At 63.3% G+C, this 23,709-nt stretch carries 20 protein-coding genes; 9 read left to right on the top strand and 11 right to left on the bottom strand.

Annotated elements, in window-relative coordinates:
- Nucleotides 1-158: 158 nt before the first annotated feature.
- Nucleotides 159-620, bottom strand: a complete 462-nt coding sequence (locus CO671_RS09605; protein WP_097605723.1) for a carboxymuconolactone decarboxylase family protein — start codon at nt 618-620, stop codon at nt 159-161.
- A 21-nt stretch (nt 621-641) separates the two neighbouring features.
- A complete protein-coding gene (locus CO671_RS09600) occupies nt 642-1,142 on the bottom strand; it encodes an Rrf2 family transcriptional regulator (protein ID WP_097605722.1) in 501 nt (166 codons plus the stop codon).
- Between the two features lie 132 nt (nt 1,143-1,274).
- On the opposite strand from CO671_RS09600, the gene CO671_RS09595 reads away from it, so the two are divergent.
- From CO671_RS09595 to pdeM, 3 genes are read left to right on the top strand one after another with little or no spacing between them, the layout of a single operon-like run.
- Entirely contained in the window at nt 1,275-1,907 is a 633-nt protein-coding gene (locus CO671_RS09595) for a YitT family protein (protein ID WP_097605721.1), read from the top strand.
- A 48-nt stretch (nt 1,908-1,955) separates the two neighbouring features.
- Nucleotides 1,956-4,466 carry a ligase-associated DNA damage response DEXH box helicase gene (locus CO671_RS09590; protein WP_097605720.1) on the top strand — a complete coding sequence of 837 codons (2,511 nt, stop codon included), beginning with the start codon at nt 1,956-1,958 and terminating at the stop codon, nt 4,464-4,466.
- Nucleotides 4,467-4,491: 25 nt separating this feature from the next.
- Entirely contained in the window at nt 4,492-5,217 is a 726-nt protein-coding gene (gene pdeM / locus CO671_RS09585; protein ID WP_097605719.1) for a ligase-associated DNA damage response endonuclease PdeM, read from the top strand.
- A 220-nt stretch (nt 5,218-5,437) separates the two neighbouring features.
- On the opposite strand, the gene CO671_RS09575 is transcribed toward pdeM, so the two are convergent.
- From CO671_RS09575 to CO671_RS09545, 7 genes are all read right to left on the bottom strand, one after another.
- Nucleotides 5,438-6,019, bottom strand: a complete 582-nt coding sequence (locus tag CO671_RS09575) for a transglycosylase SLT domain-containing protein (protein ID WP_097605718.1) — start codon at nt 6,017-6,019, stop codon at nt 5,438-5,440.
- A gap of 302 nt (nt 6,020-6,321) precedes the next feature.
- Entirely contained in the window at nt 6,322-6,879 is a 558-nt protein-coding gene (locus tag CO671_RS09570; RefSeq protein WP_097605717.1) for a dihydrofolate reductase family protein, read from the bottom strand.
- 186 nt (nt 6,880-7,065) lie between these two features.
- Nucleotides 7,066-7,866 (bottom strand): TIGR02186 family protein, encoded by an 801-nt coding sequence (locus CO671_RS09565; protein WP_097605716.1) that lies wholly within the window; start codon nt 7,864-7,866, stop codon nt 7,066-7,068.
- Entirely contained in the window at nt 7,866-8,786 is a 921-nt protein-coding gene (locus CO671_RS09560; protein ID WP_097605715.1) for a sulfite exporter TauE/SafE family protein, read from the bottom strand. The genes CO671_RS09565 and CO671_RS09560 overlap by 1 nt, the downstream gene beginning before the upstream one ends.
- 329 nt (nt 8,787-9,115) lie before the next feature.
- Nucleotides 9,116-12,877 (bottom strand): peptidoglycan-binding protein, encoded by a 3,762-nt coding sequence (locus tag CO671_RS09555; RefSeq protein WP_097605714.1) that lies wholly within the window; start codon nt 12,875-12,877, stop codon nt 9,116-9,118.
- 320 nt (nt 12,878-13,197) lie between these two features.
- Nucleotides 13,198-13,563, bottom strand: a complete 366-nt coding sequence (locus tag CO671_RS09550; protein ID WP_097605713.1) for a VOC family protein — start codon at nt 13,561-13,563, stop codon at nt 13,198-13,200.
- A 110-nt stretch (nt 13,564-13,673) separates the two neighbouring features.
- Complete coding sequence (locus CO671_RS09545; RefSeq protein ID WP_097605712.1) at nt 13,674-14,363, bottom strand: DNA-3-methyladenine glycosylase I; 690 nt, start codon at nt 14,361-14,363, stop codon at nt 13,674-13,676.
- Between the two features lie 273 nt (nt 14,364-14,636).
- On the opposite strand from CO671_RS09545, the gene CO671_RS09540 reads away from it, so the two are divergent.
- The 4 genes from CO671_RS09540 (at nt 14,637) to CO671_RS09520 (ending at nt 20,673) form a co-directional block, all read left to right on the top strand.
- Nucleotides 14,637-16,433: an acyl-CoA dehydrogenase C-terminal domain-containing protein gene (locus CO671_RS09540; RefSeq protein ID WP_097605711.1), complete on the top strand. Its 1,797-nt coding sequence runs from the start codon at nt 14,637-14,639 to the stop codon at nt 16,431-16,433.
- A gap of 205 nt (nt 16,434-16,638) precedes the next feature.
- On the top strand, nt 16,639-17,847 hold the full coding sequence (locus CO671_RS09530) for an acetyl-CoA C-acetyltransferase (protein WP_097605710.1): 1,209 nt from the start codon (nt 16,639-16,641) through the stop codon (nt 17,845-17,847).
- 69 nt (nt 17,848-17,916) lie between these two features.
- Entirely contained in the window at nt 17,917-20,133 is a 2,217-nt protein-coding gene (locus CO671_RS09525) for a 3-hydroxyacyl-CoA dehydrogenase NAD-binding domain-containing protein (RefSeq protein WP_097605709.1), read from the top strand.
- A 330-nt stretch (nt 20,134-20,463) separates the two neighbouring features.
- Nucleotides 20,464-20,673 (top strand): cold-shock protein, encoded by a 210-nt coding sequence (locus CO671_RS09520; protein WP_004675957.1) that lies wholly within the window; start codon nt 20,464-20,466, stop codon nt 20,671-20,673.
- Nucleotides 20,674-20,913: 240 nt separating this feature from the next.
- On the opposite strand, the gene CO671_RS09515 is transcribed toward CO671_RS09520, so the two are convergent.
- Nucleotides 20,914-21,351 (bottom strand): MarR family winged helix-turn-helix transcriptional regulator, encoded by a 438-nt coding sequence (locus tag CO671_RS09515; RefSeq protein WP_097605708.1) that lies wholly within the window; start codon nt 21,349-21,351, stop codon nt 20,914-20,916.
- 115 nt (nt 21,352-21,466) lie between these two features.
- On the opposite strand from CO671_RS09515, the gene CO671_RS09510 reads away from it, so the two are divergent.
- Complete coding sequence (locus CO671_RS09510) at nt 21,467-21,871, top strand: GFA family protein (RefSeq protein ID WP_010027235.1); 405 nt, start codon at nt 21,467-21,469, stop codon at nt 21,869-21,871.
- A 72-nt stretch (nt 21,872-21,943) separates the two neighbouring features.
- Entirely contained in the window at nt 21,944-22,387 is a 444-nt protein-coding gene (locus CO671_RS09505; protein ID WP_097605707.1) for a nuclear transport factor 2 family protein, read from the top strand.
- A gap of 13 nt (nt 22,388-22,400) precedes the next feature.
- Here the strand turns inward: CO671_RS09505 and CO671_RS09500 are convergent, their stop codons facing one another.
- Nucleotides 22,401-23,603, bottom strand: a complete 1,203-nt coding sequence (locus tag CO671_RS09500) for an MFS transporter (protein WP_097605706.1) — start codon at nt 23,601-23,603, stop codon at nt 22,401-22,403.
- Nucleotides 23,604-23,709: the final 106 nt, after the last annotated feature.

The following is a 23,709-nucleotide window of genomic DNA, read 5'->3' as shown; positions in this document are numbered from 1 at the left end:
TCCGCATCGTTATCGGACTGACGCAATGATCGCGCTCGGGCAGTGGTTTTTGGCTTGGGGCCCCTCATTGAAGTCGTTCCATGTGATTTGCCCCTCACCCTAACCCTCTCCCCGTTTTACGGTGAGAGGGGACGCCAGAGATTCGGTTCGAACCAGCCTCAAGCCGCCTTTGTCACCGCATCGAGCGGATGCTGCGAGCGGAAGCCGACCGCCAGCCGGTTCCAGACATTGATCGCGCCGATCGTCACGGTGATCTTCGTCATCTCCTCCTCGGAGAAATGCGCCTTCAATGTCTCGTAGTCGGTATCCGGCGCGCCGGTTTTGGCGATGTTGGTGACGGCGTCGACCCAGCCGAGCAGGGCGCGTTCGCGCGCGTCATAGACCGGCGATTCCCGCCAGACGCACATCAGGTTGATCCATTGCTCGCTGAGACCGTCGTGGCGGGCTTCCTTCACATGCATGTCGACGCAGTAGGCGCAGCCATTGATCTGTGAGGCGCGCAGCTTGATCAGGTGGATGAAGCGGCGCTCCAGGCCAGAGGTCTGGACATATTGTTCGAGTGCGGCGACGGCCTTGTAGGCATCGGGAGCGGCTTTGGCGAAGTTGAAACGCGGTTGCATGTCTTTCTCCTTTGATAGGGCTCAGCGAGCCGTCTTGCGTTCGTGGAGTTCGAGGAAGGCGCAGCCTCTCGCTGCGATCGATCCGTCGTCGAGGGCATTCAATTCGATGCCGAGATCGGCAATGCTGGTCTTGGCGAGCTCGGCCCGGTAGATCCGTTCGGCCCGTAGCATCGCCGCGCTTATGGTGCAGGGCTTGGCGAAGAAGCGGTCGGAGACCGGGTTCGGGCCGCGCTGGCGGATTTCGGCGCAGCGGAAAGCCGGCGCCGGCCCCTCGACGGCGAGCAGGATGTCGAGCAGCGAAATCTCTTCCGGCGGCTTCGCCAGTCTATATCCGCCCCGCGGGCCCGGCACGGTGTCGAGGATGCCGGCACCCGAGAGAGCCTGCAGATGTTTCAACAGATAGCTCGTCGACACACCGTGGAATTCCGCCAATGCCGCGGCCGACAGCACGCCGCCTTCGGAGAGGCCGGAAAGCATCGCAACGCTGTGAATGGCCTGTTCGACGCCATCGCCCATCTTCATGCCGGCATCTCCTTAAATCATGGATAAAAGATATCCATGATTGTCGCCGCTGTCAAGAACTGCCCTTGCTGCTTGCCGCTTGCCTTTATTGTGCCGGCGGATAGAAACGGAAAAATCCGACAGGGGAACATCATGGCATCCAACGCCTTCGCAGGCCTTCTGAATTCCAGCGCCGACCGCCACTCGCTGTTCGACGACGCGCAGGGCATCGTTGCCGGCAGCATGCTCGCCGTGCTCGGCGTCACGCTGCTCTCCGGCGCCGGGCTGCTCGCCGGCGGCACCGCGGGCCTCGCCTTCCTTGCCCATTATGCGACCGGAATTAGCTTCGGTCTCTGCTTCTTTGCCGTGAACCTGCCCTTCTATTATCTGGCCTTCCGCCGCATGGGCCCTGCCTTCACCATCAAGACGTTTGTTGCGATCGGCCTGACCTCGATCCTGTCCGAATTCGCGCCCGCCTTCATCGGCGTGACACATGTCCATCCGGTCGCCGGGGCGCTCTTCGGAGGCCTCGTCATCGCTGCCGGCATGCTGGCGCTCTTCCGCCATCGCGCCAGTCTCGGCGGCATCGGCATCCTCGCCCTCTATATCCAGGATCGCTTCGGCTGGCGCGCCGGCCTCGTCCAGCTCGGCTTCGACGGCATCGTGCTGGCGCTCTCCTTCCTGGTCGCCAGCCCTTTCATCATCGCCTGTTCGGTGCTCGGCGCGGTCGTGCTCAATCTCACCCTCGCCGTCAATCATCGCAAGGACCGCTATATCGCGATGTGAGCGATCGGCCGCCCTTCTTTTTCGCCCGTTTTTCACTACCTTCGGGATGTGGACCAGATCGATTCCGAAGCCCGCGCCCTGCTTCCTGCCGCCTTTACCCGCTGGTTTGCGGAAAAGGGCTGGCGTCCGCGCGCCCATCAGGTGCAACTGCTTGCCCGCGCCGAAGCCGGCGAAAGCACGCTGCTGATTGCCCCCACCGGCGCCGGCAAGACGCTCGCCGGTTTTCTGCCATCGCTCACCGATCTCACCCGCCGCGGCAAGAGTCCGCCGGGCTCCGCCTTCACCGGCATCCACACGCTCTATGTCTCGCCGCTGAAGGCGCTGGCGATCGATATCGAGCGCAATTTGATGAAGCCGGTCGCGGAGATGGGCCTGCCGGTCACCGTCGAAAACCGCACCGGCGATACGCCGAACGCCAAGCGCCAGCGCCAGAAGCTCAATCCGCCGGATATTCTGCTGACGACGCCCGAACAGGTCGCCCTGCTTCTGGCCAACCGCGAGGCCGAGCGTTTCTTCAAGGATCTGAAATATGTGGTGCTCGACGAATTGCATTCGCTCGTCACCTCCAAGCGCGGCCATATGCTGTCGCTCGGCCTTGCCCGCCTGCGCCGCCTTGCCCCTGATCTGAAGACCATCGGCCTGTCGGCGACCGTCGCCGAGCCCATGGATCTGCAGAAATGGCTGGTCGCGCAGGAGGAGGGCAGGAAGCATCACGCCGGCCTCGTCGTCGTCGAAGGCGGCGCCAAGCCGGATATTTCGATCCTGTCGACCGAAGAGCGCATTCCCTGGGCCGGCCATTCCGCCAAATATGCCATTCCCGATGTCTACCGGCAGCTCCTCGACCACCAGACGACGCTGCTGTTCGTCAACACCCGCAGCCAGGCCGAAATGCTCTTCCAGGAACTCTGGACGATCAATGACGACAACCTGCCGATCGCACTCCATCACGGCTCGCTCGATGTCGCCCAGCGCCGCAAGGTCGAGGCGGCGATGGCCGAGAACCGGCTGCGCGCTGTCGTCGCCACTTCGACGCTCGATCTCGGCATCGACTGGGGCGACGTCGATCTCGTCATCCATGTCGGCGCGCCGAAGGGTGCCTCGCGTCTTGCCCAGCGCATCGGCCGCGCCAATCATCGCATGGACGAGCCCTCGAAGGCGATCCTCGTGCCGGCCAACCGTTTCGAGGTGATGGAATGCCAGGCGGCACTCGACGCCAATTATCTCGGCGCGCAGGACACGCCGCCGGTCGGCCGCGGCGCGCTCGACGTGCTCGCCCAGCACGTGCTTGGCATGGCCTGCGCCGAACCCTTCGACATGCTGGAACTCTATGACGAAATCACCAGCGCCTCGCCCTATGCCGATCTCAGCTGGGAAAACTTCGAACGCGTCGTCGATTTCGTCGCAACCGGCGGCTATGCGCTGAGGACCTACGAGCGTTACGCCCGCATCCGCAAGACCAAGGAGGGCCGCTGGCGGGTCTCCAATCCGGCCGTCGCCCAGCAATACCGCCTCAACCTCGGCACCATCGTCGAAAGCCCGATGCTGAACATCCGCATGGTCAAGCGCGGCGAGGGCGGCCGGATCGGCCGCGGCGGCGCCACGCTGGGCAAGGTCGAGGAATATTTCCTCGAACAATTGTCCCCGGGCGATACCTTCATCTTTTCCGGCAAGGTGCTGCGCTTCGAAGGCATCCGCGAAAACGAATGCCTGGCGTCGCAGGCCTTCTCGCTCGATGCGAAGATCCCCTCCTATGCCGGCGGCAAATTTCCGCTGTCGACCTATCTCGCCGAACAGGTGCGAGCGATGATCGCCGATCCCGACCGCTGGCGCCAGCTGCCGGATCAGGTGCGCGACTGGCTGTCGCTGCAGACGGACAAGTCGATGCTGCCGAAGCGCGACGAGTTCCTGATCGAAACTTTCCCGCGCGGCAGCCGCTTCTATATGGTCGCCTATCCCTTCGAGGGCCGTCTCGCCCATCAGACGCTCGGCATGCTGCTGACGCGCCGGCTGGACCGGGCGGGCGCCAAGCCGCTCGGCTTCGTCGCCACCGATTATTCTCTCGCCATTTGGGGGCTGGAGGATATGGGCCTGATGATCGGCAACGGCCGGCTCAGCCTGTCCGACCTCTTCGACGCGGACATGCTGGGTGACGATCTCGAGGCCTGGCTCAACGAATCCTTCCTGCTGAAGCGCACCTTCCGCAATTGCGCCGTGATTGCAGGCTTGATCGAGCGCCGCCATCCCGGCAAAGAAAAGAGCGGCCGCCAGATCACCGTCTCCGCCGATCTGATCTATGACGTGCTGCGCAGCCACGAGCCGGATCACATCCTCTTGCAGGCGACGCGGCAGGATGCGGCGACCGGACTTTTGGATATAAGCCGACTTGGCGATATGCTGATGCGAATCAAGGGCCATATCACCCATCGCCCGCTCGACCATATTTCCCCGCTCGCCGTGCCGGTGATGCTGGAGATCGGACGCGAAGCGGTGCCGGGCGAGGCCCATGACGCATTGCTCGCCGAAGCGGCGGACGATCTGATCGCCGAAGCGCTGGCCTGAGACCTGTTTGGGAATAACGACCGTGATGAACCGCCTGGCGCTCGCGCGCGACATTTCAGGATTGGCCGCGGTGCCGGGTATCGAGACGTCGATCCATGGCATCGCCGCCGTCTGCGATCCGCTCGGCGCCCTCTATCTGCCGGATGCCGGCCTGCTCGTCGTCTCCGACCTGCATCTGGAAAAGGGTGCGGCCTTCGCTCGCCGCGGCATGATGCTGCCGCCTTACGATACGCTGGCGACCCTGACCCTGCTGGCCGCCGTCATCTCGCGTTATGATCCGAAGCTCGTCATCTCGCTCGGCGACAATTTCCACGATCGCGTCGGCTCCGCGCATCTGCCGGAAAATTTCCGCGCGCTGATCGTTGGCATGGCGCGCGGCCGCGAATGGATCTGGATCAACGGCAATCACGACCCCGACGGCGTCGTCGATCTGCCCGGCGCTTGCACCGACGAGATGCATTATGCCGGCCTGACCTTCCGCCACGAGCCGAAAAACGGCCTGCAGAGCGGCGAAATCGCCGGCCACCTGCACCCCTCGGCGACCGTGCGCCGCCGCGAGAGATCGATCCGCCGCCCGTGTTTTGCCACCGACGGCGCCCGCCTGCTGATGCCGGCCTTCGGCGTCATGAGCGGCGGCTTGGATCTCGGCCATCAGGCAATGAACGGCCTGTTCGACAAGGCGGCGCTGGTGGCGCATCTCCTGGGGCGGGACCGGATTTATTCCGTCAGGTACGGGAATTTGCGGGGGTAGCGGATAGGACGTGCCGTGCCAGCCCCCCTCTGGCCTGCCGGCCATCTCCCCCACAGGTGGGGAGATTGGCTGGGCGCGCTGGCTCCCCAAACAATTGACGTCACAACGCGGTGAAACGCTAGACGGATGCGAAGGTTTGGCCACTTGCCAATCTCCCCACCTGTGGGGGAGATGCCCGGCAGGGCAGAGGAGGGCGGCCACGGCAGGCCGTCAAATTATATCAATCACACCCCTGCAACTGCTGCTGATAGGTCCCTGCCATCCGCGCGAACTTCTGCGCCGTCTGCTGCAACTGCCCGTTCGAGCGCCAGTCGCCGCGCTTATATCCCGTCGGACCGGAATAATAGGCGAGATAGAGATTATAGGCGTCGTTCAGCGGAATGCCGATCTCCACGCTGTTCTGGTAATGATACCAGCCGATGAAATCGATGGCGTCGGTGAAGTTCGTGCGCCGCGCCGCCCAGTTCCCGGTCTGCGACTGGTAGTGATCCCACGTTCCGTCGAGCGCCTGCGAATAGCCGTAGGCGGTCGATGGCCGGGTCCAGGGAATGAAGCCGAAGAGCTTGGTGCGCGGTGGACGCGCATAGGGCTGGAAGCCGGATTCGGTGTACATCGTCGCCATCAGGATCGGCACGGGCACGCCGTATTTCTTTTCCGTCCGTTCGGCCGCCCTCTGCCAGCTGGAAAAAAGCCCCTCGCGCTGGTCGAAGACAGCGCAGATGTTTCTCGTCTGCTTCGGCGCCGTCGCGCAGCCGGCAAGCAGCGCCAGACCCACGGCGGTCAGAACGATACGAGTACGCATAACAAAACCTCTCGTTTCAGAGAGATTACTAACTCGTAAACGTTAAGAACCGGTTTTTACTCAAATACGAAGCTTTTTGGAAAGGGCTGCCGCCGTCGACCGGGGAGAGCCACGATCTAAGACCCCTCCCCAACCCCTCCCCACAAGGGGGAGGGGCTTGAATGCCGCGCCCACGTTATTCCCTTCACCGTCTCATCCGCAGAAGCGTTGATGTTTGTCGTAGGACGGTGCCGCGCATAGCCCCTCCCCCTTGTGGGGAGGGGTCTTCACCCAGAAACCGGACGGCCGTGGCCCGCAGCCTGCTACACCTTCACCGGCTCATAGCGCAGGATCACCGCGCCGCTTGCCGTCGTTGAAGATTCCATGAGTTTCAGCGGCAGCTGGGCGTTGGCCGCCTTGAAAAGCGGATTGCCGCCGCCGAGGATGACGGGCACCACGCAGACCCTGATTTCATCGATAAGACCCGCTTTCAGCAAGCTGTCGGCAAGCTCGGCACTGCCGAAGATGAAGATGGTCTTGCCGTTCTCCTGCTTCAGCTTCGTCAGTTCGGGGATCGGATCGCTGACGATGCGGGCATTGTTCCAGCCGGGCTCGGTCATCGTCCTGGATACGGCGATCTTGGGGATGCCGTTCATATAGGCCTTGATATTGCCTTCGCCTTCGGCGGTCGGCCAATAGGAAGCCATGCCCTCATAGGTCTTGCGGCCGAAGACCAGGAGATCGCCTTCTTCGCCGAACTGCTCGGCCAGGCGCTGCAGCTCCGGCCCCCAGGCGAGATTGTGGAAATCGATATCCCACGGTTTCGTACCCTCGAAATACCCGTCGAGCGTCATCAGGTTCCAGACAACAAGCTTTCTCATTTCCATCCTCCTTCCAGCAACAATCAGAACCGGTTGCTTTTGGCAACTGGTTGAAAGCTTAATAGACCGATAGCGAATTGAAAGCGGTTTTTTGGGAAGGATGAGGGCCGTTGGCCGGTCGATGGCGGCCAGCGAACCAAAGCCTCACCCTTGTCAGGAAATTTGCGGGGCGTCGCTTTGCCCGGATCAGTCCTTGCGGAAGATCAGGCTGGCGCCCCAGCCGGTGACGACGGCGAGCAGCACCGCTGCACAGCCGTAGAGGATCGGCTGGTCATGTGCCGCATCGGTGATCGTCTGCTCGATGCCCGTCTTGATGACGCGCAGCGGCAGCGATTTCTCGGTGACGAGATTGCCGCTCTTGAAGAGATAGGCGCGCACCGTATGCACGCCGTTCGGAATATTTGCCGGCAGGCGCAGGCTCGCCTTGAACAGGTTCGAGGAAACGAACCGCACGCCGCTCGGATTGCGGTCATAAAGTGCGCCTCCCTGCTGCAGCCGCAGGAAAGCCTGGCGGAATTCGCCGAGATTGCTGCCGTCGCCGACGAAGCCGACCGGCGTCAGCGGAATGTGATCGATGCCGATCCCCTGATCGGTCAGTTCGAGCGGCGTCGTCAGATCGTCGATCATCCGCGAGCTCGACATCGAATAGGAATGCGGCACCGCCTCGAAGGTCATCGAGCGCGTATTCACCCAGATGCCGAAGACGCGTTCCTTCTTGCGCACCGTCGCATCCTCTCGCGGGCCTTCCAGCACCACGACCACGTCATATTGGCCGATGGCGAGCAGCAGCTGATCGGTGTTGGAGAGCGCCCCGAAGATCGTCAGATCGGCGCCGTGAAAATCAGAGGTGATGGCGATTTCGCTGGTCGACGTGCCGATCTCAAGCCCTTCGCGCACCGTTTCCGTTGATTGTCCCGGCAGCCATTGCGCGCCGGCCACCGCCGGCAGCAGGCAAAGAAGCGCGAGGAAGGCGGCGAGCAGACGCATCAGTTACCCCCCATCACCACCGAATAGACGTCGGCCGGCGTTACCACCAGCGCGATCGCCAGACGCAGGCCGACGGCCAGCACCAGCAGGCCGAGAAGGGCGCGCAGCTGTTCGCCACGCAGCTTCTGGCCGACCCGCACGCCATATTGCGCCCCGATCACACCCGCGACCATCAGGATAAAGGCAAGCACGATGTCGACCGAGAAGTTCGTCGCCGCCTGCACGATCGTCGTATAGGCGGTCACGAAGATGATCTGGTAGAGCGAGGTGCCGACCACGACATTGGTCGGAATGCGCAGGAGGTAAATCATCGCCGGCACCATGATAAAGCCGCCGCCGACGCCCATGATCGAGGTGAGGATGCCGATCGCAAAGCCGAGTGCCACGATCGGAATGACGCTCAGAAAGATCTTCGATTTCTTGAAGCGCACCTTGAGCGGCAGCTTGTGCACCCAGTGCTGGTGGCCCGGCTTGCGCGGCACCGGCGGTTCGTTGCGGGCGGCGCGCCGCATGGCATTGATGCTTTCCAGCAGCATCAGCCCACCGACAGTCCCGAGGAAGATGACGTACATCAGCGAGATTATGAGATCGAGCTGGCCCACGCGGCGCAAAAGCGAAAAGATCCAGATACCGACCGTGGCGCCTGAAAGACCGCCGACCAGAAGCACCGTGCCGAGCTTGACGTCGAGCGTGCCGCGCCGGAAATGGGTGATCGCGCCCGAAATCGACGACGCCACCACCTGGTTGGCGCCGGTGGCCACCGCGACGACAGGGGGGATATTGTAGAAGATCAGCAGCGGCGTGATGAGAAAACCGCCGCCGACACCGAACATTCCTGACAGGAATCCGACGGCCGCCCCCATGCCGAGAATGATGAAAATGTTCACCGACAATTCTGCGATGGGCAGATAGATTGTCACAACCGACCCCGAATGATGACCGCCCCTGCCGGGCGGTTTCCGTCACGTCCCCGTTCGAATGCGCACCATACTGCGAAATCGTTGCCAGAGGCTTTCGATCAGCCCCCGGGAGCGATGGAGATCGAGAGTGGACGATTCGATGGGTGCGCCGAGCGATCTGTCCCGCATAATCCGGCTTTTTTCAGATTGCGTGACAGGCGGCGGAAAAAATCGAGATGTCTTTGTGCCGCAAGCCTTCTGTAGCGCAATTCCCGCAAAAGGGCGGCGCGGTTTGCGCCCGGCTTGGCGCAAACAGGACATCGTCATATCAGTAGCCGGCGGGAACCGTTCTAGATCGCCTTGGCCACCTGCTTGTTGCGCTCGAGCAGCGCCCTGACCGTCGCGTCGGTCACCTTGCCGTCCGGCTGCTGGCCGATCGACTTCTGGAAGTTCTTGATCGCGGTCACGGTTTTTGCGCCCATTTCGCCGTCCGGGACGCCGGCGTCGAAGCCGTTATTGTTGAGGATGGCCTGGATGTTTCGGATCGCCTTCTTCATGTCGACGGAGGCCGTCTTCGCGCCGGTGCCCGCCCATTCGTCGGGGATGTCGATGCCGTTGGCTCGGTGGTCGAGCGGCTCCGGCTTCCAGAGATCGGCCTTGGCGCGGGCGCGCTCGAGCTGATCGGGCTTCATCGCGTTGGCGACCTCGTCGCGCTTCTGGGCCGCATCCTTGTCACCGGCCTTGGCGGCGACTGCAAACCACTTGTAGGATTCTTCGAGGTCGGCCGGAACGCCGTTGCCTCTTGCGCAGAGGATCGCCAGGTTGAACTGGCTGTCGGTGATGCCGAGATTGGCGGCCTTGATGAACCAGGAGGCGGCCGTCGCATAGTCCTGCTGGCCGAGCGCGCCGGAGGCGTAGAGCACGGCGAGATTGTGCATGGCACTGGCATTGCCCTGGTTTGCGGCCTGCTCGTAGAAGGTCTTTGCCTTGGCGATGTCGCGTTCGACGCCGTTGCCCTTTTCATACATGCTGCCGAGCCGGTACTGCGCCGGCGCAAAACCCTTGTCGGCCGAAAGCTGGTACCAGCCTGCGGCCTGCTTCTGATCGACGGCCATGCCGTTGCGGCCGTCCGAATAGCGCGCGCCGATCTCGAACAGCGCCAGCGCATCGCCGCCCTGCGCCGCATCGGCAAGCGATTTCGGCTGCACGGTGTCGGGAATGGTGATGGCGGCCTGCGGTGCTGCGGCCGGCGTATTCGGTACGAAGCCCGATGTTTCCTGCGTCGGGCTGGACGAAGCGGCGGGCGCAAGAGTTGCCGCTCCTTCGCCGTCGAGCGGGGCAGCATCGGTCAGATGATCGCCGGCGGCGGGTGCGGTTGTATCCGGCTGCGCCTGTTCGGCGGCCGGGGGAGCCGTCTCGACTGCGGGAGCGTTCACCTCCGCAGCGCCGGTGTCAGGCTGGGCGGACGTTGCTTCGGGCAAGGCCGGCTGCGGGTTTTCCGCTGCTCCGGTCAGCGCCGAGACCTCCGCCGGCGGCTGCGGCGCGGGTTCGCCGCTCGTCAGCGTCCGGGCCAGCGGAAAGGCCATGATGGCGAGCAGCACGGCGCCGATCGCCAGCAGGATCGGCCGGCGGTAGCGCGAAAAGGCGCTGACCTTGCCGGTTTTGCCCGTCTGGTCGTTCTTGCCCAACTTGTCAGCCTTGGCAGTCGCGCCCTTCTTCTCGGCCTTGCCAGCCTGCTTCGGATTGGCGTCCACTTCCATTGCGGCTGCCTGCGCCGCCCGGCGCGCAGCGGCGATGTAATCGGCGCGATCGGTCTCGACGGGAGGTTTGCCGCGTGCGGCACTCTGGCTGGCGCGCACCCGTTCAAGGATCTTCTTGACGTCAGGCGCGCCCGAACCCGGCTCGAGCAGCTCGTTCGCCGCATCCGTCGGCACCACGTCGGCAGGATCGATAGACGGCGCGGGGTCGATCACCGCCCGTTCGGCCGCCTTCGTCTCGGCTTTCTTGCCGGGCCGCAACCGCTTGCCGAGGCTGGCGAGCAGACTGGATTTTGCCGTCGCCGCCTCCGGCGTTCTGGTCGCTGCTTCGATGGCGATCGCGCTCGCTCCGCTCATGACCGCGGCCTGCGCCGGGGCGGCAGGTTCGGCTGCGACCTCAGCCGGGCGGATGACCGGAGAGGCCATCGCTGCCGGGGCAGCTTCCGGCGTCCGGGCGGCCTCGGCCACCATCAGCGCGTAAGGGTCGACATCGAAATCGACGTCGGCGACCGGCATCGGGGCGACCGGCCGTCCGCGCTCTTCCATGCCGTCGAGACGGTCGGCGATATGCACCAGCGTCTCGTGCAGCGCCTTGAAAGTCTTGTGCGTGCGCTCCTCGCTGTCACGGCTGATATCTTCGAGATGGCGCAGATCCTCGGCCAGCGCCGTCAGCGCCGACATGTCGGCGGCCGGCACGCCGCCCTGCAGGGCGCCATTGCGCGAATAGGCCTCGACGACGGCTTCCGCCGCCTGACGCGCCGCTTCGATGATATATTCGTCGCTCGTCGCCATATAATCTTCGATCGCGCCCATGCGCCGGTCGAGATCGGCGGGGATCGCCGCGCTTTCGCGCGGCTCGCTCATCAGCGCCGAAAGATTGGCGATCTGGTCTTCGAGGTTTTTCAGCGCCCGCGGATCGGTCGGGGCTGCTGCGGTGCTCTCTTCCAGCCGGGCGGCGATATCGCTCAGCCGTCCTTCGAGACGCCGGAAGGCGCCGTCGTCGACCGCCGCGGCCGCCGGCTGCGGATGGGCCATCTCGTCGATGCGCCGGGCGAGATAATCGAGCCGCTGCGCCAGCACGTCGTTGACGGCGCCGTTTTCGAGCGCGTCGATCTTGCGGGAGATGTCGGACAGCGGTCCGGTGAGGTCGGGCTGCGCGGCCGTCTGCTGCGTGCGCTCCAACAGATAGGAAAGATGTTCCAGCCGCTCGTCGAGCCGCGACGTCGCTTCCGCCTTCGTCAGCTCCTCGACACGTTCCGTCAGCGCCTCCAGCCGCATTGCCAGCTCATCGGCCGGCGTCGCCCGGCTGGCGGCATCATGGCTCATCACGTCGATCTGGTCGGCGAGCGCCGAAAGCCGGCTTTCCAGCCGCTGCATCAGCGTCGGATCGCTGTTGGCGGCCGCACGTCCGCTAGCCGCGATCGCCCGGCTGATCTCGTCGAGCCGCATGTCCATGGCGGCGAACTGTTCGGCCATGACCCGGTCATGCGGCTGGATCATATTGCCGAACTGCTCCATCGCCGTGGCGATGGCAATGAGTTTGTCTTCCAGCGCGCGGACCGCCGGGCTTTCGCCCATGCCGCCGATATGGCGCTTGATGTCGTCGAGCCGATAGGCGAGCGAAACCAGCTCTTCCTGCAGCCCCTCGGTATCGAGTGCGGCAAGCCGGTTTTCGAAGCCGTCCCAGCGGGTTTCCATGTGACGCAGCGATTCCTCGCGCGCCAGCCCGTCCATCAGCGATCGCAGATCCTCGAAATCTTCACGCAGGCCGGTCGCTTCCGCGCCGCCCGAGCGTCCGGTCAGCTGGGTGATGCTCTGGGCGAGGCGGTTCATGTCGGCGCGGATGTCATCGGCGAAGCGGCCGTCTCCGGCACTTGTTTTGATCTCGCGCAGTTCCGTGCGCAACGCGTTCATCTCGCGGGTGACGCCTTCGGAAATGTCGCGCTTCAGGTCCTGGCGCAGGTTGACAAGCGCCTGGGCGATCTCCGTCATCGTATCGTCGCCGGCGCGGAAGGCGGGTGCCGGCTGCGACGCTGCGGCGCGCGGCGCGGGTTCGCGCAGCTGCGGGGCCGGCTCGCGCCCGTAAGGCCGCTCGCGGCCGGCTTCCAGCGCGCGCTGGCGCTGGCGAATTTCAGCGAGCGGATCCGGCCGCGGCTCGATCGGCGCTCTTGCCGGGCGCGGCGAATTGGCGCCGGCGTAAACGTCGCGCTCGGCCGTTGCCGTGCGCGGCCGCTGTTCGCGCCCGCTGCCCATGAGCCCTTCGATGCGCGCCTCCAGCCCTTCGATCGTGCGGTTCAGCGCATCGAGCGAGGTCCTGTCGGACTGCCGGGAAGGATTTGATCGCGATCCGTTCATCTTCTTGCTCGCTTCGACTGCTCGACCTCTCGTCAGAGCTCGATCCGTGGCTTTTCCGTCTGTGGCCAGCGTCTTCACGCCGACCGGAGCGCACCATCCATAAGAAGATCGTCAATTAGACTTTCCTCAGGCTGAACGATGTAGCGGCATTCCTGGGAAACGCGAGACGGGGAAAAGGAATGCGGGTCGCTACTGCTCAACCCGCACCTTTCACGAAACGTGGTAAACAAGCCGTTAATATCGATGAGAATTTTTTAACGTTTGTGTCTCAAACGCCGTTTTTGGCGGCAATTGCCGTTAGCCCCGCCCGACGGTGGCGCTCAGGCCGGCCGCGGATATTGCAGTTCGATCTTCACGCCCTCGGGACCGTAAACGAAGACCTGGCCAAGATCGGTGTCGGGAATATCGTAATATTCATAGCGATAGCCGCTCGCCTTGATGCGCTCCAGCGCCGGGGCAAATTCGTAAAGGCTGAAGGCGACATGATTGAAGATGCCCGGCGGAAAATCGGTGCTGCGCGATGTCAGGCTGAGATGAATGACCGGGCGGTCGTCCAGATAGAGCCAATGGCCGGGCGAGGGGAAGGGCGGCCGGTAGCCTTCCTTGACGCCGAGAATGGCTTGCAGGAAGCCGATCATCACAGGCGCATCGCGGGTATTGATCGTGACATGGTCCAGGCGCGGCATCGGTTCCTCCCTGCCAGCTCCGATGAAACGAAGCCTATCCTGTTCGCCTCCGTCGCGGAAGTTGTTTCGCCGCAGGCGCTACCCTCACCGGAAAGAAGCGGAGCCGCAATTCAGTGCGGCCCTCCCGCATCGATCGAATAGGCGCTGATGCGCGACAGATGGATGAAGGAAAGCCCGGTCTCCTCGGCCCAGTCGTTGAAGGCCTTCTGGATCAGCGGCTGGTCCTTCTTCGCCGTGCCGGAGGCAGACAGCGGCACGCCGGCCGATCTCAAGCAGGCAAGCACATCCATCGTCGCAACGAAGCTGTCGCGGCCGATGCCCCGCAGGAAATATTGCCCGGTCATGCCGCCGAGCCGGCTGCCGCGTTTGCTCAACAGGTCGAGGAGGCCGATCTGATCTTCCCGCGGCCAGTCGGCGAAGAAGACGCCGGCGCTGCCATATTCCTTCGCCAGCTCCCTGACGAAAGCGGCATTGGCGCGAACCGATATGATTTTCGCGCCGTTGCGGATGATCCGCTCGTCCGAGGTCAGCTCATGCCAATAATCGTCGGGCGCGATATTCAGCATTGCCGGATCGAAACCGGAAAACGCCGCCTCGAAACCCGGCCACTTCGCATCGATCACCTTCTGGACGAAACCGCTGTAGAAGATGCGCCGGGTCATGTCGGCAAGAATGCGGTCGTCGGGCATGGCGCGCAGCCTCTCGTGATCCGGCCGATGCTTTTCCAGCAAGGCCTGCAGCGCCGCCGCGCCGCCTTTCCGCTGTTCCGCACGCTGCCTTATCGCCTCGAAACTGATCATCCCGGCGCCCCTCCTCTGGCATTCCCGAACTGCGGCCCAAATTTTACGGATCGAAAGACGCCGGCACTTATACCCCGTTCCACGATGGACAAGGAAGGGGAGATGACATCTCGTGCCTTCGGGCATTTGATCGTCCGCAGGTTCGCCGCTCGCGAATTTTTTCGAAAAAGATGGCGAAGCTGCAGAATTTGACGTTTACGCAAACGTCAATATTTTGTAAGACAGTGCCCGAGGCCGGTGCGACCCGGTCAGTCGAATGGAGGAATTCGCGAAATGCCAGTCTACAAGGCCCCGGTGAACGATACGCTCTTCGTCCTGAACGACGTGCTGGGCCTCGAACGCTACAACAATCTGCCGGGTTTTGCCGATGCGACGCCTGACATGATCGAGGCGATTCTCGGCGAGGCCGGAAAGGTTGCCGAGGAGGCGCTCTTCCCGGTGAATTATTCCGGCGATCAGGAAGGCTGCCATCGCAACGACGATGCCAGCGTCTCGACGCCGAATGGCTTCACAGAAGCTTACAAGGCTTATCGCGAAGGCGGCTGGATCGGCCTTGCGGTGCCGGAGGAATTCGGCGGGCAGGGGCTTCCCTATACGCTGCATTGCGCCGTCGGCGAATATACTTCTGCCGCCAACATGTCGCTGATGATGTATCCCGGCCTGACGCAGGGCGCGATCGCCGCGATCCTCGTCCATGGCACGCAGGAGCAGAAGGACACCTACCTGCCGAAGATGGTCGACGGCTCCTGGTCGGGCACCATGAACCTGACCGAGCCGCATTGCGGCACCGATCTCGGCATGCTGCGCACCAAGGCGGTGCCGCAGTCTGACGGCAGCTACAAAATATCAGGCCAGAAGATCTTCATCTCCGCCGGCGAACACGACCTGACCGACAATATCGTCCACCTGGTGCTCGCCCGCATCGAAGGCGCGCCCGAGGGCACCAAGGGCATCTCGCTGTTCATCGTTCCGAAATTCCTGGTCGGCAAGGACGGCGCGTCCGGCGCCCGCAATGCCGTTTCCTGCGGCGCGATCGAACACAAGATGGGCATTCACGGCAACGCTACCTGCGTGATGAACTATGACGAAGCGACCGGCTTCCTGATCGGCGCCGAAAACCGCGGCCTCAATGCCATGTTCGTGATGATGAACGAGGCTCGGCTGATGGTCGGCTTGCAGGGCATCGCCATTTCCGAGATCGCCTATCAGAACGCCGCCGCCTATGCCCGCGACCGCATCCAGGGCCGCTCGCTGTCCGGCGTCAAGGCGCCGGACAAGAAGGCCGATCCGATCATCGTCCATCCGGATATCCGCCGGACGCTGATGACCATCCGCGCCTTCAACGAAGCCGGCCGCGCCTTCCTGCTCTGGACCGCGCTGAAATCCGATATCGCCCACCGCGCCACCGACGAGAAGGAGCGCCAGACGGCCGACGACATTCTCGGCCTCGTCACCCCCATCCTCAAGGGCGTGATGACCGACAAGGGCTTCGACCATGCCGTCATGGCCCAGCAGGTCTTCGGCGGCCACGGCTATATCGAAGAACACGGCATGAGCCAGTATGTGCGCGATGCCCGCATCGCCATGATCTATGAGGGCGCCAATGGCATTCAGGCGCTCGACCTGGTCGGCCGCAAGCTCGCCTTGAACGGCGGCCGCGCCGCCATGGCCCTCTTCAAGGAGATCGGCGATTTCTGCGAGGAGAACCGCAGCGACGAAAAACTCTCCTTCTTCACCAAGCATCTGAAGAAGGGCTTGAACGACGTCCAGGGCGCGACCATGTGGTTCATGCAGAATGCCATGGCCAAGCCCGACAATGCCGGTGCCGGCTCGACCGACTATATGCATCTCTTTGGTCTCGTCGTCCTCGGCTATATGTGGGCGAAGATGGCGAAAGCCGCCGAGGACGGACTTGCATCCGGCGATGCGAGCCGCGAGGATTTCCTGAAGAACAAGCTGGTGACCGCCCGCTTCTTCATGGAACGCATCATGCCGGAAACCGCGCTGCGCAAGGCCCGCATCGAAGCCGGTGCCGACACGGTGATGGAGCTGGCCGCCGAAGCGTTTTAATTGAGGTTCCCCCTTCTCCCCAGCGGGGAGAAGATGTCCGAAGGACAGATGAGGGGGTGAGCGACGAAGGAGCGAACGGCCGCGCGCAAGCAAGGCCGAGTTTGCCGCGAGCGCCCCCTCATCCGACCTTCGGCCACCTTCTCCCCGAGGGGAGAAGGGGAGTTGAAATTCACCGGCGCCGCCGCGCCGTCAGGGAGACGAGACAATGACCGAGGTTTTCATTTACGATCACGTCCGCACGCCGCGCGGCCGCGGCAAGAAAGACGGCGCCCTGCATGAGGTGCCGTCCGTCCGCCTGGCGGCCAAGACGCTGGAAGCGATCCGTGACCGCAACGGGCTCGACACTACCACCGTCGACGACATCATCATGGGCTGCGTCGATCCGGTCATGGATGCCGGCGCCGTCATCCCCAAGGCCGCCGCCTTCGAAGCCGGTTATTCCACCAGGGCGCCCGGCATGCAGATCTCCCGCTTCTGCGCCTCCGGCCTTGATGCCGTCAATTTCGGCGCCGGCAAGATTGCCCAGGGAGCCGACGACATCGTCATCGCGGGCGGTGTCGAAAGCATGTCGCGCGTCGGTCTCGGCATGTCGGGGGGCGCCTGGTTCATGGACCCCTCGGTGAATTTCCCGGCCTATTTCATGCCGCAGGGCGTATCGGCCGATCTCATCGCCACCAAATACGGTTTCAGCAGGACCGATGTCGACGCCTACGCGGTCGAGAGCCAGAGGCGCGCTGGACATGCCTGGGAGCAGGGCTGGTTCGACAAGTCGGTCGTCCCGGTCAAGGATCAGAATGGCCTGACGATCCTCGATAAGGATGAGCATATGCGCCCCGGCACCGATATGCAGGCGCTCGCTTCCCTCAATCCGTCCTTCCAGATGCCCGGCGAGATGGGCGGTTTCGAGGCCGTCGGCATCCAGGCGCATCCTGAGATCGAGCGCATCAACTATGTCCATCATGCCGGCAATTCTTCCGGCATCGTCGATGGCGCAGGCGTCGTGCTGCTCGGCTCGAAGGCGGGTGGCGAGAGCATGGGACTGAAGCCGCGCGCCCGCATCAAGGCCTTCGCCAATATCGGCTCCGATCCGGCTCTGATGCTGACCGGTCCGGTCGATGTCACCGAGAAGCTGTTGAAGCGGACAGGCATGCGCCTTGCCGACATCGACCTCTTCGAGCTGAACGAGGCCTTCGCCGCCGTCGTGCTGCGCTACATGCAGGCCTTCGACATCGACCACGCCAAGATCAACGTCAACGGCGGCGCCATCGCCATGGGCCACCCGCTCGGCGCCACCGGCGCGATGATCCTCGGCACGGTGCTCGACGAGCTCGAACGCCGCGACCTCAATACCGCGCTGGTAACACTCTGCATCGGCGCCGGCATGGGCACGGCGACGGTTATCGAACGCGTTTGATCGGATCTGAACCCTCCCTTCTCGGGGAGGGCTTCACCGCGAGAGAATTCAGGGAGAGGAATTCCCAAGATGAGCACCTACACCAATTTCACGCTCGAAACCGACGCCGATGGCATCGCTCTGGTCACCTGGGACATGCCCGGCAAATCGATGAACGTCTTCACCGCCGAGGTTATGGAAGAGCTCAACGGCATCGTCGACGCAACGACCGCTGACGCCGCCGTCAAGGGCGTCGTCTTCACCTCAGGCAAGTCCTCCTTCTCCGGCGGCGCCGACCTGTCGATGATCAAGTCGATGTTCGGCTCCTATCAGGAGGAGAAGGCAAAGAGCCCGGAAACGGCCGTTCAGACGCTTTTCGGTCTCGTCGGTCGCATGTCCGGCCTGTTTCGCAAGCTCGAAACCTCGGGCAAGCCCTGGGTATCCGCCATCAACGGTACGTGCATGGGCGGCGCTTTCGAACTGTCGCTCGCCTGCCACGGCCGTGTCGCCTCCAATGCCAAGAGCGTCAAGATCGCGCTGCCCGAGGTCAAGGTCGGCATCTTCCCCGGTGCCGGTGGCACCCAGCGTGTGCCGCGCCTCGCCAATGCCCAGGATGCGCTGCAGATGATGACGACCGGCCAGTCGCTCAGCGGCTCGCGCGCCAAGGCGATGAACCTCGTGCATCAGGTGGTCGAGCCGGACCAGCTGATCCCTGCCGCCAAGCAGATGATCAAGGACGGCCTGAAGCCGGTCGCCCCCTGGGACGAGAAGGGCTTCAAGGCGCCCGGCGGCGGCATCTGGACGCCGGCCTCGGCCCAGCTCTGGCCGGCAGCACCGGCGATCCTGCGCCGTGAAACCTCCGGCAATTATCCCGCCGCGCTCGCCATCCTGAAATGCGTCTATGAAGGCCTGCAGGTGCCCTTCGACACTGGCCTGAAGATCGAGCAGCGTTATTTCACCGAAGTGCTGCAGACCCGCGAAGCCTTCTCGATGATCCGCTCGCTGTTCATCTCGATGCAGGAGCTCGGCAAGGGCGCCCGCCGCCCCGCCGGCATCCCCAAGACGGAACTGAAACATGTCGGCGTCGTCGGCGCCGGCTTCATGGGCGCCTCGATCGCCTATGTCACGGCCGCTGCCGGTCTCCCGGTGACGCTGATCGACCGCGACATGGAAGCGGCCGCCAAGGGCAAGGCCGTCTGCGAAGGCCTCGTCAAGGATTCCGTCGGTAAGGGGCGGTTTACGCAGGACGAGGCCGCAGCCCTTCTTGCCCGCATCACGCCTTCCGCCGACTATGCCGGTCTCGCCAACGCCGATCTTGTCATCGAGGCGGTGTTCGAGGATCGCGAAGTGAAGAAAGCGGTTATCGAGGCGGTCGAAGCCGTGCTGCCGGAAGGGGCGATCTTCGCCTCCAATACCTCGACCCTGCCGATCACGGGACTGGCGAAGAATTCGAAGCGCCCGGCCGATTTCATCGGCATCCACTTCTTCTCGCCCGTCGAAAAGATGATGCTGACCGAGGTCATCCTCGGCAAGGAGACCGGCGACAAGGCGCTCGCCGTCGCGCTCGATTATGTCGCCGCCATCAAGAAGACGCCGATCGTCGTCAACGACACCCGCGGCTTCTTCGTCAATCGCTGCGTGCTGCGCTACATGTCGGAAAGCTACGACATGCTGATCGAGGGCGTGCCGCCTGCAATGATCGAGAATGCCGCCAAAATGGCCGGCATGCCGGTCGGTCCCCTGGCGCTCAACGACGAGGTCGCCATCGACCTGTCGCTGAAGATCCTCAAGGCCACCGTCGCCGATCTCGGCGAGAAGGCCATCGACCCCAGGCATATGGAGCTGATCTCCCGCATGGTGGAAAAGGAGGGCCGCTTCGGCCGCAAGAACTCCAAGGGCTTCTACGACTATCCGCCGAAACCGGCGAAGAAGTCGCTCTGGCCGGAGCTCAAGGACTTCTATCCGCAGAAGAAGGCGGATGAGGTCGAGGTCGCGGTGCTGAAGCAGCGCTTCCTCGTCACCATCGCGCTCGAAGCCGCCCGCACGGTCGAGGAAGGCATCGTCACCGATCCGCGCGAAGCCGACGTCGGCTCGATCCTCGGCTTCGGCTTCGCGCCCTATACCGGCGGGGCGCTGAGCTATATCGACGGCATGGGTGTAAAGGCCTTCGTGGAGTTGGCGGAAAAGTTAGCATCGGCTTACGGGGATCACTTCAAGCCGACGGCGCTGCTGAAGGACATGGCCGCCAAGGGCGAGACGTTTTATGGGCGGTTTGATCCCTATGCGAAGATGGGGGCGGCGGCGTAAGTCGTTTTCGCGGTGTGGGTTTTACGGGACGGTCTTTGCCGTTGTGCCGTGTAGGCCCCCCTCTGCCCTGCCGGGCCCGGCAGGGCAGAGGGGGCGGCCACGGTACGACGTTAAAAAAATGCTCCACCAAGCTGAACTCGACTTTTCCGTGTTGCCGCCTTGTCACGGACACAATTCCCGATTAAACGTTCTCGCATCGATCTTGCTAGATGAACTTTGAAACGGCGTTCGCGTCGTTCCTGGCGACTTTCCTCCAAAATCGGTTTTCATCGCCGCTTGGGCTTTGCCCGGGCTGCAATCTTCTATGAGCGATTCGAAAAGGATATCGTCATGAACACAGGTACCGTTAAGTGGTTCAACGCAACCAAGGGCTTCGGCTTCATTCAGCCGGATGACGGCGCTGCCGACGTTTTCGTCCACATCTCGGCCGTTGAGCGCGCCGGCATGCGTGACCTCAAGGACGGCCAGAAGCTGTCTTACGAGCTCGTCCGCGACAACAAGTCCGGCAAGATGTCGGCAGACCGCCTCCAGGCGGCCTGAGCCATTACAGCGCCGCGCGTCTTTTAGACGCGCAAAGGACGCTGTAACACTTTGACTTGCTGCATAATTTTGTCCTTAAATCGATTCCGATTTAAGGAATTATGCAGGAAGGCTTTGAATATCATCTCCGGACCGTGACCACGGATGTACTGGCACGGTTCGTTGAGATGGCAGGGAAGGTCGGGTTAGCCCGGCCTTTTTTTGTTTTGGCTTCGGTCGCATCCACCCAAGGCGAATTGTTCAGCCGCCCGACGCCTCATCCAGCATCGCCATCAACCGCGCCATTACCGCCCGCGCCGCATCGAGCTCACCCGATGTAAAGGCAGCGCCGAGTCCATCCGCCCATCCGGCCTGCGCCACCTCGATCACCCCCAGCCGTGCCGCTCCTTCCGTCGTCAGCCGCACCAGCTTCGCCCGCTGGTGCTGCGGATTGTCGGCATAGGCGATCAGTCCTTCGCTCTCCAGCACGTCGGCAAGCCGCTGCACACCCTGGCGGGCGAGGCCGAGCGCACGGGCGATCTGCGCCACCGACATGTCGCCGCGCCTTGCCGCCGCCAGCACCTGCCAGCGCGCGCTCGTCTGTCCCGCGGGCTTTGCCAGCCGGTCGCCGGCCGCCGTCAGATGGCCGGCGAGACGAAGGGCCGTGATCGCGAAAGCGGAAAAGGCATCCCCTTCCATCGTTCGCTCCGGTCGATTCTGTTTGACAATATGTTGTCGATTCTGTATCTCATCCATAGTGACAACATATTGTCATATGCCGATGGCTGATGCAACGCCGAAGGAGGAGAACGTCATGAAGAAAACCTACAAGGGAAGCTGCCATTGCGGCAAAGTGCACTATGAGGTGGATATGGACCTCGAAGCAGGCACCGGCCGCTGCAATTGTTCGATCTGCGCCAAGCGGCGCTATTGGGGCGCCAATGTCAAGCCGGAGGATTTCCGGCTGATGTGCGACGCGGCGGAAACTACTGACTATCAGTTCAATACGATGAGCGGTCATCACCGCTTCTGCCGCACCTGCGGTGTGCCGGCCTTCGGCGACGGTTATGTCGAGGCGATCGGCGGGGCCTATGTCTCGATCAACATCGCCTGTCTCGACGATATCACCCCGGAGGAACTGGCGGCCTTGCCCGTCCGTTATGCCGACGGCAGGCACGATGCCTGGTGGAACGAACCGGCGGTGACGGGTTACCTCTGAAGCAATTCAGCAGTCGATGTCGGATCGTCGTCCTCCCGTTCGTCCTCTGTCCATAGCGAAAGGAGAACGACCGTGAACGATGAAGCCAATGCCAGGCACGAAGAAGAGGCAATCATCGCCATGCTGATGATGCGGGCCAAGGCGCTCGGCGAAAAGAACGCCGCGGAGGCGCTTTCCTATGAGGCCGAGGATTCCGTCGAATTTTCGCTGGCGCCGCCGCTCGCCTTCACCGGCAAGGACGAGGCGGGTCTGCAGGCGTGGTTCGACACGTGGGAAGGCCCGATCGGCGGCGAAGTGCGCGATGCCAAATTGACCGTTGGCGGCGATGTCGCCTTCTGGAGCGGTCTCCTGCGTATGACCGGGACCAAGACCGACGGCACCGAGGTCGACCTCTGGTTCCGCCAGACCCTCGGCCTCGTCAAGCAAGACGGGCGTTGGATCGTCGCTCACCAGCACGCCTCCGTGCCCTTCGCCATGGATGGCAGCGGCCGCGCATTGCTCGATCTTAAGCCGTGACGGGCCTCGGATGTCAGGCGGCATTCTCCGCCGTCTTTCGACGGCCGGAGCGTACTCCGATGATCCCGACGCCCATCAACAGCAGGATCGCCGTCGCATAGATATCGGTCGTCAGGCCATAGCCGGCCGATTTCGCCAGGAAGCCGGCAAGGATCGCCGGCAGGCTGAAGGCGAGATAGCTCTGGACGTAGAAGGCGGCAAGCAGGCCGGCGCGCTCGTCCGCTTTGGCGAGCGGCATGATGGTGCCGATCGCGCCGAGGAAATTGGTGCCGAACCCGGCGCCGGTGAAGACAGTGCCGATCAGCAGCAGCGGCACATTGGCAAGATGCACGCCGGCGACGACCGTCAGGATGCCGAGCGTCTTGGCCGACACGCCGAAGAAGAGATTGGCCGATGCCGTCTTGCCGCGCCTGAGATAGACGGCGATCGCGCCGCTGACCATCAGCGCGGTCACGACAGCCCCGCCCGTCAGCGGCGCGCGGCTGCCGGTCGTGCTGGCGACCAGCGACGGCACCAGCGAAAGGTAGAAGCCGGCGAGCGTCCAGTTGGCGATATTGATCGGCGTCACCAGCGAGAGCGGCCGTTTGACCTGCGGCGGAATGGCGACCCTGGGGATCAGCGAGCCGAGGGCGCCCGGCCGCCTGTCGCCGGTCTCGCGCGTCAGCCAGATGGCGGCCGCCAGCAGCGTGAAGGCAAGAAGCAGCAGTGCATAAATGAGGTGCATCGGGAAGGGGCCATATTGGATCAGCGCGCTGGTGCCGACCGCGCCGACCGCCATGCCGCAAAGCGGCGCGATCGAATTGACGATCTGCCCCTTGGCCCGGTCCACATCGACGAGAGCGGCGCCGAGCGAGGCGCCGGCAATCCCGGTCGCAACACCCTGCACGATCCGCGCCGCGATCAGCCAGCCGGGGCCGCTGGCGACGACGAAGAGGGCCATGGCGGCGATTTCGAGCACCAGGGCGAAAAAGATCACCGGTTTGCGGCCGAGATGGTCGGAGATCGACCCGGCGGTCAAAAGGGCTGCCAGCAGCGCGAAGGCGTAGACGGCGAAGATGACGGTGATCAGCACCGGCGAGAGCGAGAAGTTCTCCTGGTAGATCCGGTAGAGTGGCGTCGGTGCGGCGGAGGCGCCGAAAAAAGTGGCGAGCGTCAGCGCATGAAAACCGATCGAGGGACGCGGCGCATTCTCTGTGGATTTGGCTGGGGCGACCATATATAAGCCCTCTTAAAGCTAAGCCGTTGCGTTAGCTCCATGTAGGGCGAATGCATCGTAAAGGCAAATTATTTGCGTTTATGGTTCTGTCAAAGATTTTGAACCA

Source organism: Rhizobium sp. M10, from assembly GCF_002531955.1.
Lineage (GTDB): Bacteria > Pseudomonadota > Alphaproteobacteria > Rhizobiales > Rhizobiaceae > Rhizobium > Rhizobium etli_C.
Note: the sequence above shows the minus strand (reverse complement) of the source record. Positions and strands in the feature narration are given on the sequence as shown.